A 12,113-nucleotide genomic window follows, 5' to 3' on the forward strand; every position below is an offset into this window, starting at 1 on the left:
ACGGCCACACCCACCACACCCATCAACCCGGCCACACCACCACCCGATCCATCCTCTCCAACGTCCGCTGCCGATGCGAAATCACCAACACCGTCGCATCCACACTCGCAACCACATCCATCACACCAGCCTCCGCAACCGCATCCAACGCCGCCGTCGTCTCGTCCAACACCAACACAGCAGGAGACAACAACAACGCCCGCGCCAACGCCACCCGCGCCCGCTCACCACCAGACAACGCAGCACCACCCTCACCCAACTGCGTATCCAACCCAGCCGAGAACACCCCACCATCCACCGGCAACCCAACCCGCTCCAGCACCTCACACAACTGCGCATCCGAAGCATCCGGAACACCCAACCGCAAATTATCCGCCAACGAACCGTGCAACAACGGCGCATCCTGCTCCACCAACTGCACCAACCCCGGCCATCGATCAGCAGGCACCTCATCAGGCAACAACCCACACACCCGCAACACGCCACCATCCGGACGCCACAACCCCGTCAACAACCGCGCCAACGTCGACTTACCCACCCCAGACGGACCCGCAATCCCCACATGCTCACCCGCCGCCACACACATATCCGGCACCTCAATCACCGCACGCCCCGGATACGCAAACTGCACCCCAGACGTCGACACAGCCACACCACCATCACCAGAAACACCCACCTCACCGGCAGCAGGAACCACTGAACCGGCCCCCTCTGACACCAACGCCACGCCCTGAGCCACCCGTCGCGCACTAGCCCGATGAGGCTGCAACGTCGAGATCACAGCCACCGCCTCGGCCACCGGCGCCAACAACGTCAACGACCCCGCCAACAAACACGGCACCCACACCGGATCCAACGTCACCGACGTAGCACCCACCACCACCAACGCCACCGAAGCCCCCACCACAACAGCCTCACGCAACGACGCGCCCCAAGCCTCCAAGGTGCGGATCTTGCGAGCCGGAACATCCACCGCAGCTGCCGCCGCAGTCACACCAGCTACCGCCTGCTCCTTACGATCAAAGACAAGCACCTCGCGCGTGCCAGCAAGCAAATCAACAACAGCCTCAGACAACGCCGACCGCCGTGACTGCTGCTCAGCACCCAGCCGCTCGCCGCGGCTCAGCGTGGGCCACGTAACCAGCCACAACGCCACCACAGCAGCAGCCACCACACACGCCGCTGCAGGAGCCACCAGCCACGCCACAGGCAACGCCAAAACCACAAGCAAGGCCGCCGCAGCTAGCTGAGCAACGGTGTGCGCATAGAAAAACTCCAGCTTTTCCACGTCAGTCATGGCAGTAGCAGCCAGCCTGCCCGAGTGCAGGCCGGTACGAGCTGGGACACCACGAGCAAAACCATCGAACAGGGCCATGCGTAGCCGAGCCAACACCCGATACGCGACCGAGTGCGAGATATCCATCTCATGCCAGCTGATGATCGGGCGAAGCAAAGCCAACGCAATAGCAGCCCACCACCACACCGGATCATCGGCGCGGTGCTCAATAACGGCGACAGCGACGATGTGAGCAGTAGCAACAGACAAGCCGATTAGGGCGAGGTTAGCGATGAGATCGACAAAAACGGTCCACGCTAGGGGAGCAGCTTCGGGTCGTAGAGAAGGTGCAAGGCTGGCGAGGTCCCGGAAGGTTGAGGTGCGAGTCGCGGTGGTGTTCATGATGCTTCCTGGCCGAGTGCGGTGGTGGAGTGCTCGATGTGGTGGTCGGTGATGCGCAAGGTCTGCTCAGCTGCGGCGAGTGCTTCGGGACGGTGAGCAATCATCAGGACGATGCGGTTGCGAGCTTCATTGCGCAGGGTTTGACAGACGATGCTGGCGCTGTGGTCATCGAGCGCGCTGGTGGGTTCGTCGAGGAGTAGCACAGCGGCGTCGGCGAGGAGGGCTCGGGCAATGGCGAGGCGTTGACGTTGTCCGCCGGAGATGCCGGTTCCTGCTTCGCCGAGGCGGGTGTTGAGTTGGTCAGGCCAGGTGCGTATTTCGGTGTCGAGGCCAACGGCTTCGAGCGCTTGCCAGAGTTGTTGTTCGCTGGCGTGGGGGGCGGCGGTGCGCAGAGTGTCAGCGATGGTTCCGGGGAAGAGGTAGGAGTGTTGGGATACGACAGCGATGCGGCCAGGGTGGGCGACGGTGCCGGTGTCGGGGGTGAGTAGGCCCAGGAGGATGTCGAAGAGGGTGGTTTTTCCTGAGCCGGAGGGGCCGGTGAGGGCGGTGAGTTTTCCGGGGGTGAGGTGGAGGTTGGCGCCGGTGAGGACGGGGTGTTCGGGGGTGTAGGAGAAGTGGATGTTGGTGGCGGTGAGGGCTTCGAGGGTGGTGTCGGTGTCGGTGTCGGTGGTGGGGTGGGGGGTTTTGGTGGGGGTGGTGTTGCCTAGGGCCGTGTCGATGGAGTCTAGGGCGGTCAGGCCGAGGTAGCCGGAGTGCCAGTGGCGGGCGAGGTCGCGGACTGGACGGAAGGTTTCGGAGGCCATGAGGAGGATGAGGTAGGTGATGGCTGCTCCGGTGAAGGGGCCGATGGTGGTGTGTGTGGTGGGGGTGGTGATGTTTCCGGTGGCGGTGAGGGCGGCGAGGATGGCTGCGGTTGTTAGGCCTGCTTGGATGCCGAGGTCGATGATGCCGGTGTCGGCGAGGGAGATGCGCATGGTTGCGACGGTGTGGCGGTGGAGGGTGTCGGAGCGGTGTTGGAGGAGTTGTCGGCGGCGGTTGACGGCTCCGAGGACGCGCAGGGTGGGCATGGTGCGGAGGGATTCGAGGTGGTCTGCGGAGAGTTGTTCGTAGCTGTCCCAGTGGTTGTGGCCGCGTTGGGTCATGGTTTTTTTCCACAGGCGGGGGCCGTGGATGGCGATGGTGAGGAAGAGGGCGGTGGTGAGGGCGGCCCAGGGGTTGAGGAAGGCGAGGAGGATGACGGCGGTGGGGCACAGGATGTGGGTGGTTAGGGCGGTGGGGATGTAGCGGGTGGTGTAGGCGTCGATGCCGTCGATGCCGTCGGTGAGGGCGAGACGGCGGGCGCCGAGTCGTTCGTCGGTGTCGTGGAGTCGGGTGGGGGCTAGGAGGGTGTTGAGGAGGTTGGTGCGTAGGTTGGTGCGGATTTTTTCGCCGAGGCGTGCGGAGGTGATGGCTAGGGCGTGGCTGATGGCGGTGCGGGCGAGGATGCAGGTGAGTGCTGCGGTGAGAGGGATGGTGGGTAGGGGGGTGTTGGGGGTGGCGAGGGCGGCGAGGGCGAGGGCGAGGAAGAGGGCTTGGAGCCAGTAGGTGAGGGTGTGGGTGATGGTGAGGGCGGTGGTGGTGGCTAGGAGGCGGGGGTGTTGGGTGGCGAGGTTCCACAGGCGGGGTTCGATGATGTGGCTGATGAGTTTGTTGAGGTGGTTTTTCATGGGGCCTCCACGGCGAGTGCGTGACTGATGTTTCCGTGTTGGGGGTTGTGGGTCCAGCCTGAGATGGGGCGGGCGTTACGGCCGTGGGTGAGGTGGGTGATGAGGGTGTGGGCGGCTTGGTAATGGGCGGTCCATTGATGGTGGGGGTGTGGGCTGGCGTGGAAGAGGTGGAGGTGGGGGGTTTGGTCGATCCAGTGTTGGTTGGCGCACCAGGGGCCTAGTGGGGGGTGGCCGTGTGCGGTGGTGTTGGGGGGTGTGGGGGTGGTGAGTTGGTGGGGGTGGGGGCTGCGTCGGGTGAGGAGGGTGGGGGTGGTGATGGGTGGGGGTGGGGTCTCGAGTGTGTCGATGATGGGGGGTGGGGTGTCGAGTCCCAGGTCGGTGGTGTCGGGGATGTAGGGGGGTGTGGGGGTGGTGGGTGGTTGGGGTTGGCAGTTGCCGGTGGGGTTGGTGGTTGGGGTGTGGGGGTTGGTGGTGGGGTCGGCGTCGGGGGTGGTGATGTGGGTTGCGGTGAGGGGGATTTCGGTGGGGGTGTTGGGCCAGTGGTTGGTCCAGGTGGTAGGGGGTGGTAGGGCGATGCGGGTTGCGGTTTCGTTGGCGTCGCCGGGTAGGGGGTGTGGGGTGAGGTTGGTGCCGGTGGTGGTGGCGTGCAGGAGTGCGGTGGCATAGGCGGCGTCGCCGATGATGGCAGGGGCGCTGCGGTGGTGGTAGCGGGCGGCGGTGCGTTGGGGGAGTGCGGTGATGGTGATGGTGGCGTGGCCGTGGGGGAGTGGTGGGGGGTCGTTGGGGTTGTTGCGTTGGGTGTAGGTGCCGGTGTCGGGGTGGAGGATGTGGTGGCCGGGTGGGAGGTCGTATCCGGTGCCGCAGGTGATGTGCCATTGGAGGGGTTGGCAGGCGCCTGCGGAGGGGGCGCCGCGTTGGCGGAGTTTGGTGGGTTCTCCGGTGTGGGGGTTGGGGTGGAAGTGGGGGCCCCATCCGAGGGCGCGGATGATGGTTGCTAGGGGTGCGCCGGTGGTGGTGGGTGTGTGGGTGGGGCCGTCCCAGGTGTTGGTGCGGGGTCCGGGGTGGGTGGTTGGTCCGGGTGTTTGTGGGCTGAAGGGGTTGGGGTGCATGGGTGGGCTCACATGTGGGGGGCGGGGATGAGGTTGAGGGTTTCGGGGATGGGTGTGGGTAGTCCGTGGCGGTGTGCTTCGGTGGTGAATCGTGGCATGCCGTAGTAGGTGAATGCGGCGGGGGTGTTGGGGATCATGTCGGGGACGAGGACGCGTGCGACGGCGAGGCCGGTGGGGGCGACGTCGGGGGTGGTGAGGTCGCGGACGATGACGGTGTGGCCGTCGTTGGCCAGGCGTTGGCGTAGTTGGGCGGGGCTGACTGGGGGGATGTCGGTCAGGGGGATGGTGCCTAGGGCGGGGTTGGTGAAGCGTTGGGCGAGGTGGTGGGTGCGGGGGTCTTGCCAGATTTGGACGTGTGCGCCTAGGTCACGGACGTGTTGTTGGTGGGGGCCGGCGTCGTCGAGGTAGCGGGCGTCAAGGCGGTGGGGGAGGTAGAGGCCGGAGGCCATGAGTCCGGCTTGGACTGCTTGGAATACCCACCCGTCGGCGTGTTGGGTGCCGAGGGTGTAGATCCAGGTGTGGACGGCTTCGAGGACGGATTTGCGTGCGGCTTCGGCTGGGTCGGATTTGGCGGAGAAGCCGGCGGCGTAGAGTCCGGTTTGGGGGTCGTAGACGAGGGCGGCGAAGGCGGGGGCGTAGTCGTGGGGCATGGCGACGACGTGGTATTCGAGGTCGGTGCCGCTCATGGCTTCGTGGAGGCCGGGGATGGTGTCGGGGTCGATGCCGTGGGCGGGGTAGCCCAGGTGCCACCATAGTTCGAGGGCGTCGCGTTCCATGATTTCGAAGAGGGCGCGGTCGCAGGCGTCGGAGAAGCCTTGTCCGGTGGCGATTCCGGCGTAGTTGAGGTGGTGGGTGCGGGGGAGGTCGCGGTATCGGCGTAGGCGCCAGTTGAGGTAGACCAGTGAGGCGGGTGCCCAGATTTCGCCTGCGGTGCCGCGGCCGGGGTGGTCGGGGTGGTCGATGTGGCAGCGGGTCCACAGGGTGGGGGTGGTGTCGGTGAGGGGGGTGTATTCGAAGTTGGGGCGTTGGTGTTGCCAGGGGGCGTGGCGGGGGAGGCTGTCGGGGGTGGTGATGGTCAGGCCGTCGTTGTGTAGTTCGGTGGCGGTGCCGCGGCGGAGGGTGTCGCCGTTGGGGGGGAGGTGGTTGCCGCAGTAGCGTTCGCAGGCTTCGGCGACGGCGGCGATCCAGGCGCCTTGGGGGTCGCCGAAGGTGGTGCCGAGGGAGACGCGGTCGGCGGGCCATTCGCCGAGGCGGCGGGCGTCGGATACTTCGGCGGTCATGGAGGTGTAGGCGGTGGGGGCGCGGTCGGGGCGTAGGACGGTGCGTACGCGGCGGATGATGCCGGTGTGTTCGTCGACGAGGCTGTCGAGGGGCCAGGGGTTGGGGTTGGTCATGGTGTTCTCCTTGTCCTGGGTGTGCTGTGTTGCCAGCCGTGGTCGAGGTGGAGGTGTGTGGTGGTGTGTAGGTGGGGGTGTTCTGGGGTTGTGCTGGGGTTTAGGAGGGTGTTTGCCCAGGTGAGCATTGGGGTGAAGAGTCCGCCGTGGGTGCGTAGTGCGGTGCGGGTGGGGTGGTTTTTGGGTAGTTCGGTGCCGAGTCCGTGTCCCCAGGGGCCGTGGATGAGGGCGGAGGGGCCGGGCCAGTGTTGGTGGAGTTGGTGGGCGTCTTCGGTGAAGAAGTCGTGGTCGCCGGCGATGGTGAGTAGGGGGGTGTGGGCGGGGTGCCAGCGGGTGTGGGGGTTGGGTTGTGGGGCGGCCCAGAGGGTGCGCCAGGGGGTGTCGAGGGGGGTGTTGGTGAAGAGGTCGGTGAGGTGTCCGGTGGTGGCCAGGTGGGTGAGGTGGTCGAGTTTTTCTTGGGGGAGTGGTGGGTGTGAGTGGGGGCCGTGGCCGTGTTGGGTCCACCATCCGATGCGGTCGCGGATGCGGGGGGTGCCGTCGGGGTCGTGGGCGGTGTCCCATAGGCCCAGGGCGGGGACCATGGCGATGGTGCCGGTGATGGCTGGGCCGTTGGTGGCGGTGGTGTGGCGGGTGGCTTCGATGGCGGCGTGGGCGCCGTAGGAGGAGCCGGATATGAGGATGGGGAGGTTGGGGTGGCGGGTGGTGAGGGTGGTGAGGGTGGCGGTGCCGTCGGGGCCTTCGTGGGTGTATGGCTGCCAGATTCCGCCGGAGTTGTGGCGTCCGCGGACGTCTTGGGCGTAGGCGTGTAGGCCTGCTTTTGCCCAGATGGTTGCTTCGCCGATGAGGTGGTGTGCGCCGTAGGGGGTGCGTAGAAGGATGATGCCCCGGGCGGGTTGGGTGGTGGTGTCGGCGGGGATGTGGATTGTGTGTAGTGGTGTGCCGTCGTGGGCGGGGACGGTGAGGGTCTGGGGGGTCACCGGCCTGCGGGGAGGGGTTCGGTGGGGGGGACGGCGATGATGGGGTGGGTTGTGATGCGTAGGGGGGTCATTTCGATGCGGGTGAGGAGGTGGGGGCCGCGTTGGGGGATGTGGTGTAGGTGGGTGAGGAGGTTGGTGAGTAGGTGTGCGCTGGCTAGGTGTGCGGCGTGGTGGGGTAGGTCGGTGAGAGGGTCGCCGCCGTGGGTGTGCCAGTGGGTGTGGGCGAGGTCTGGGGCGGGGCTGGCTGCGAGGCGGCGGGCGCGGATGTGGTGGGGGGAGATTGCTTGGGGGTCGTTGGGGGTGGCGAGGGGGTGGATGTAGAGGACGTCGTCTTCGCGGTGGACGGCGAGGATGGTGGTGCCGTTGGTGAGGTGGGTGTGGGCGAGGTTTTCGTCTTCGGGGGTGGTGATGGCGTGCAGGGCGATGGTGGGTGGGGTGGTGTTGTCGTTGGGGGTGGTGCAGGCGGTGGCGAGTGCGGCTAGGAGGGGGTCGAAGAGTTGGGGGGCCTGACCGTGGGTGGTGATGGTGGGGTGGTGGGGGCGGCGTGATTGGGTGCGGTTGGCGAGCGCGGTGGCGAGGGTGTCGGCGTCGGTGTTAGGGGCGATGTGCATGTAGGTGCCGTCGGGGGTGCGGACGGCTTGGCCGTCGCCGTGGGGGAGTCGCTGGGTTGTCATGTCTCGCTCGCTGGTGCCGTTGTTGTGTTGTTTGTGTTCGTGTCGTTGTGTGTTGTGGGTGGTTTTGTGTGCGGGGACGGGGCAGGCCCGTGGACGGGATGTGTCCACGGGCCTGCTTTAGATGTCTCAGGCGTCGAAGGGGTTCTCGACGAGAGCGTTGGAGTGAGATGCCGAAAGGTGGGCCAGGTGTTCGGTGTCCTGGATCTCGGCAAGCACTGCATCGTTCTGCATGTCTAGCTCCTTGTGTCTGGACTTACGGCGCCGGTTGGTGCCGTGGTAACACCATACGCACTATTAATATTGAGAGTCAATATCATTAAGAGGGAATTGGCTGAGAGTTACTGCAAAATAAGCCGATTTGCCCAGCCCCAGGGCCGACGCTAACGCCTAAAACCAGGAGAAACGTGTATGAAAACCATCGTTGTCGCTGACCAAAAAGCCGGCCTCATCCACCTCTACGACCCCACCAGCAACACCTGGAGCACCCCACTAGAAGACACCGTCCTGGCCGAACATGCAGGTCTGCTCCACCTTCCCGATGGCCGCATCGCCTTCGCCGACGACGCCAATGGCGAACTCGTCCTCCTGGACCCAGCCACACCAGAAAACCCAACCCGCATCGCCATCGCCATCCCCGGCGAACACATCGCCACCGACCCCCACGGTCACTACATCGGCGTTAGCACCGGCCTGGGAGCCTCCTTTACCCCCTCTAGCGACCAACTCACCCTCATCGACCTCACCACCCCCCGACCCCGCGCCCGCCGTGTCCGCACCCGCAGCGGCGAACCCGGAATCACCCTCACCGACACCGCAGCCATCCTGCGCCACCGCGAACCCGGCGCACTCCAACGCCTCACCTACACCGAAATCACCGACGCAGGCCCCCACGTCCCCCAGGTCACCGGAACCACCACCGAAGACATCGACTCCACCGGCCACGGCGACGCCCACGACACCACCACCCACACCATCTACACCGCCACCGCCCGCGGCCTAGAAACCCACAACGACACCACCCTAGCTCCCGGCCCCATCCACCCCTGGGGCGACCCAGCCACCAACCCCGGCCGCGCCTACTTCCTACGCCACTGCCCCCACCGCCGCATCATCGCCGCCGTCTGCCGCCATGGCGGCGACAACCCCCGCGCCTGGCACACCTGGACCAACAACCTCTGGATCCTCGACCTAGACACCGGCACCACCCGCACCACCGACCTCGGCCCCGGCCTCGTCTTCCGCTTCGCCCTCACACCCACCGCCCTCGTCGCCAGCCGCATCCACCCCGACGGTGACGAACTCACCGCCCACACCCTCACCGACCTCACCCTCCGCGGACGCTGGGAACTCCCACCCCTCGAACACGGCCCCAAACCCGGACGCGAACCATGGGACGCCGCCGACCGCCGCGCCACCGCCGCCGACCCCACCGGCGAAACCGCCATCGTCACCCGCGGCGGCCACGGCCAAATACACATCATCGACACCAGCTCCCCAGAAAACCCCATCACCACCTGCACCGCCCCCAGCGCACTACGCGACGGCGGACACCTCGGCTGGTTCGACGACGCCATCGCACCCCAGCACCGTGACCGGGTGGGCCGATGACTATTACTCCTCAACCACCCGAAGAACTCACTGCCACCTACCTCGATGCCATCCGCGCCATCGGAAACCAACCCCGCTGGTCAGCACCAACCACCACCCCACAAGGCCACCTGCACCTGCATTGCCCCCCAGGGCACACCCGTCGAAGCATCTGGACTGCCACACCCGAACAACTCGAACACGGCAACCCCGGAACCCCCCTCGATATCGAACTACCAGGCGAACCCCTAGGCATCCTCACCAGCCCCCACGCAACAGTCGCACTCACCCGCCGCAACGACGACGAACACCGCGACGCTGTACTCCTACCCACCGGAAAAGACACCACCAAGCCGCACACCATCGCCCACCACATCAGCCCCTTCGCCTCCCCCACCCTCACCAACGACGGCCGCCTGGCACTGTGCCCCACCGGAGCAGTAGGCACCCGCCGCCACTTAGCCCGCACCACCACCAACATCCACCTCATCGAACGTGACACCCACAAAACCGGCATTCACCACGTCCACCTCAACGACAACAACGAACACACCTGCACCGCCACCCCCCACGAAACCCCTTGGCACACACTCCCACCCGGAACCACCCTGCTCAACACCGGCGAACAACTCCTGGCCGCAACCACAACAACACTGACCACAATCCCCGACCACCCCACCGCCTCTGCCCGCCAATGGCAGATGCCCACAGGGCGACTCCTATGGCTAAACCTGCACCCCCACGACCCTGAAACCCTCCTGGTCGCCACCCGCAGCAACGGCCACATCACCCTGCATCAACTCCACACCCACACCCCACCCGCCACCCTCTGGAAAGGAGACATCGGCGAATCCCTCACCTCAGCCTCCACCACCGAGGCAGGTCTCTGGTACGTCACCGCCACCGCCGACCACCCCACCACCCTCCACCACGCCCCCCTGAACCCCAACAACACTCCCACCACCACTAATGACCCCCACCAGCCCCTCATCCATACCCGTCACACTGCCACCGCCCCCGACGGCACCCCCATCCCCTACATCCTCACCCACCGACCAAACACTCCCACCCCCGCACACGTACTCCTCACCGTCTACGGCGGATTCGGCATCGACAACTATCCAGAACCCGAACCAACCGTGGCAGCCTGGTGCGACCGCGGCGGCATCGTCGCCACCGCACACGTACGCGGCGGAGGCGAAGAAGGACCCCACTGGCACGAAGCCGGACGCGGCGAAAACAAACACCACACCATCAGCGACCTACTCGCCATCGCCCACCACCTACGCCACAACAACATCGCCGCCCCCCACGGCATCACCGTCTGCGGAGCCTCCCACGGCGGCTTCGTCGCCCTGGCCGCAGCACTATCAGACAACCCAGAAACCACACCCATCACAGCCGTCACCGTCACCGCACCACTACTTGACCTCGTCCACCTCGACCGCCACGCAAACGGTGCCTTCTGGGCTGAAGAATTCCCCAGCGACCCAGCCCGACGCACCGAACTATCACCACTACACCTGGTCACCTCCGCACGCACCCCCCTGCCACCACTATGGCTAGCCAGCATGGGAGCAGACGCACGCATCGCCGACGACACCCACACCTTCATCGAACGATGGCGCGCTCGCGGACCAGCACACCGCTACCACGAACCACACAGCGGTCACGTCGGAGCAGACCTCGCGACCCTGGATGCACGCGCCGCATCCATGCTCGCCTTCGCTCACCACTTCACGGCACGATCCTCACCAACAGAGCACACCCGTGAAGATCCAGTCGAGGCCACTACGTCAGAAAAAGACACCGAATCCAACGAAGACAGGTAAGCAATGTCACACACGTAAGACTCCACCGGGCTGGAAGACCACCCAGGTAACGCCAACACTGCGCGATACCCAGCAGGGACGGGCACATCAGTCAGTCGCCACGTGCACCCGGACACCGACACAGTATCTGCCCGCCCATCCATACAGCCCGGTGCCGTAGCCGAGGAAAGAAACCCCGTACCCACTGCCTTGGCTACCGCCTCCTTCGCTGTCCACCAGCGCGTCATTTCCCCAGGTGAGGTGCTGGTGGACAGCGATGCCAACTCAGCTCTAGTAAAGGCGTACTCATTAGCTCCCAACGCCACCAGCGCGGATTCAGCCTCTACATCCACCCCGCACGGCACTGACGAAGCAGCTGCTGCAACCACGTCGCCGGCATGAGCGATCGAAACGAAAGGCCCCCGCAGATCGCCTATATGACTTACCGGTTGCCCCCGCCGCGGCCCACCCTCAGTAGTGACAATCGTCACACTCTCAGGGGATTTTTGGGCCCCTAACGCGGCCGCATACCGCGCCACCACTCGCCCCGATGCATGCCGCAGCGCATCCTCATGACGACGAAAAGTCGCCACCCGCGCCTTCTCGGCCTGCGTCAACAGCGCAGACGTCAACGCTGCATCACACGGCGAAGAGACGAGAACAAAAGTTGAAGTGAACACCTCACCAAAGTAATCCGTCAAAAAAGTTGGATCACTCCGCCAGATAGACACATCTTGATTAGGAAAAACGTAACTTGATAGGTTATATGCATTCTTTTTTGCGTGCTCACGGTGAGTGATTCCCGTGCAAGCTCTCTCTCCTTCTTTCTCTCCCCATCGAAAGGTGCACCTGTGCCCCTGCCCAAAATCGCGCGATACTCCTATGACTCCCGCACCGCCCTAGCCCTGAACGGCACCAACTGGAAACTGGACCCCGAACGGGCCGTCCTGCTTATCCACGACATGCAGCGCCACTACATTGATGCCTTCGAACCAGGTGGACAGGCATCGATCGCCACCGCCCGGATCATCGACCTGCTCGACATCGCACGCGACCACGAAATCCCCGTCGTCTATACCGCCCAAGACCCGCACACCAACGATGACGAAGACACCGCGGACACCAACGCCGAAGCCACCGGCGTAGAAGAGGCCGAGCAGGAAGAGGCCGAGCAAGA

The 12,113-nt window shown here is 65.3% G+C and carries 10 protein-coding genes and 1 pseudogene; 3 read left to right on the top strand and 8 right to left on the bottom strand.

Going from position 1 to position 12,113, the window contains the following annotated elements; all coding sequences use genetic code 11:
- Positions 1–22: 22 nt before the first annotated feature.
- The 7 genes from DXZ77_RS00755 to amiA are packed head-to-tail and all read right to left on the bottom strand — an operon-like array spanning position 23 to position 7,769.
- Positions 23–1,678, bottom strand: coding sequence for an ATP-binding cassette domain-containing protein (locus DXZ77_RS00755; protein ID WP_115029191.1), 1,656 nt, complete (start codon positions 1,676–1,678; stop codon positions 23–25).
- Complete coding sequence (locus DXZ77_RS12560; RefSeq protein ID WP_115029193.1) at positions 1,675–3,384, bottom strand: ATP-binding cassette domain-containing protein; 1,710 nt, start codon at positions 3,382–3,384, stop codon at positions 1,675–1,677. The genes DXZ77_RS00755 and DXZ77_RS12560 overlap by 4 nt, the downstream gene beginning before the upstream one ends.
- Positions 3,381–4,505, bottom strand: coding sequence for a hypothetical protein (locus tag DXZ77_RS00765; protein WP_147279139.1), 1,125 nt, complete (start codon positions 4,503–4,505; stop codon positions 3,381–3,383). The genes DXZ77_RS12560 and DXZ77_RS00765 overlap by 4 nt, the downstream gene beginning before the upstream one ends.
- Complete coding sequence (locus DXZ77_RS00770) at positions 4,502–5,887, bottom strand: YcaO-like family protein (RefSeq protein WP_115029197.1); 1,386 nt, start codon at positions 5,885–5,887, stop codon at positions 4,502–4,504. Before DXZ77_RS00770 ends, DXZ77_RS00765 begins: the two co-directional genes overlap by 4 nt.
- On the bottom strand, positions 5,884–6,864 hold the full coding sequence (locus DXZ77_RS00775; protein WP_181815981.1) for a CocE/NonD family hydrolase: 981 nt from the start codon (positions 6,862–6,864) through the stop codon (positions 5,884–5,886). Before DXZ77_RS00775 ends, DXZ77_RS00770 begins: the two co-directional genes overlap by 4 nt.
- Positions 6,861–7,646 carry a hypothetical protein gene (locus tag DXZ77_RS11965; RefSeq protein ID WP_181815982.1) on the bottom strand — a complete coding sequence of 262 codons (786 nt, stop codon included), beginning with the start codon at positions 7,644–7,646 and terminating at the stop codon, positions 6,861–6,863. Before DXZ77_RS11965 ends, DXZ77_RS00775 begins: the two co-directional genes overlap by 4 nt.
- A gap of 18 nt (positions 7,647–7,664) precedes the next feature.
- Positions 7,665–7,769, bottom strand: a complete 105-nt coding sequence (amiA, locus tag DXZ77_RS12275; RefSeq protein WP_243886421.1) for a streptamidine family RiPP — start codon at positions 7,767–7,769, stop codon at positions 7,665–7,667.
- A 177-nt stretch (positions 7,770–7,946) separates the two neighbouring features.
- On the opposite strand from amiA, the gene DXZ77_RS00780 reads away from it, so the two are divergent.
- Together DXZ77_RS00780 and DXZ77_RS00785 are read left to right on the top strand one after the other, a co-directional pair.
- Positions 7,947–9,146 (top strand): hypothetical protein, encoded by a 1,200-nt coding sequence (locus DXZ77_RS00780; protein ID WP_115029200.1) that lies wholly within the window; start codon positions 7,947–7,949, stop codon positions 9,144–9,146.
- Positions 9,143–10,957, top strand: coding sequence for a prolyl oligopeptidase family serine peptidase (locus tag DXZ77_RS00785; RefSeq protein ID WP_115029202.1), 1,815 nt, complete (start codon positions 9,143–9,145; stop codon positions 10,955–10,957). Before DXZ77_RS00780 ends, DXZ77_RS00785 begins: the two co-directional genes overlap by 4 nt.
- Here DXZ77_RS00785 and DXZ77_RS00790 read toward each other — a convergent pair.
- Complete coding sequence (locus DXZ77_RS00790) at positions 10,855–11,667, bottom strand: 4'-phosphopantetheinyl transferase family protein (protein WP_181815983.1); 813 nt, start codon at positions 11,665–11,667, stop codon at positions 10,855–10,857. The two genes, DXZ77_RS00785 and DXZ77_RS00790, sit on opposite strands and share 103 nt — an antisense overlap.
- Before the next feature lie 120 nt (positions 11,668–11,787).
- Here DXZ77_RS00790 and DXZ77_RS12280 point away from each other — a divergent pair.
- A pseudogene (locus tag DXZ77_RS12280) lies at positions 11,788–12,081 on the top strand (isochorismatase family protein); the annotation flags it as partial.
- Between the last annotated feature and the right edge of the window lie 32 nt (positions 12,082–12,113).

The organism is Dermatophilus congolensis (assembly GCF_900447215.1).
Classification (GTDB): Bacteria; Actinomycetota; Actinomycetes; order Actinomycetales; family Dermatophilaceae; genus Dermatophilus; species Dermatophilus congolensis_A.

Excerpts from the sequence above, each read along its gene's own strand:
- amiA (WP_243886421.1), bottom strand. The coding sequence starts at position 7,769 with ATGCAGAACGATGCAGTGCTTGCCGAGATCCAGGACACCGAACACCTG.
- DXZ77_RS00785 (WP_115029202.1), top strand. The coding sequence starts at position 9,143 with ATGACTATTACTCCTCAACCACCCGAAGAACTCACTGCCACCTACCTC.
- DXZ77_RS00780 (WP_115029200.1), top strand. The coding sequence starts at position 7,947 with ATGAAAACCATCGTTGTCGCTGACCAAAAAGCCGGCCTCATCCACCTC.
- DXZ77_RS00755 (WP_115029191.1), bottom strand. The coding sequence starts at position 1,678 with ATGAACACCACCGCGACTCGCACCTCAACCTTCCGGGACCTCGCCAGC.
- DXZ77_RS00770 (WP_115029197.1), bottom strand. The coding sequence starts at position 5,887 with ATGACCAACCCCAACCCCTGGCCCCTCGACAGCCTCGTCGACGAACAC.
- DXZ77_RS12560 (WP_115029193.1), bottom strand. The coding sequence starts at position 3,384 with ATGAAAAACCACCTCAACAAACTCATCAGCCACATCATCGAACCCCGC.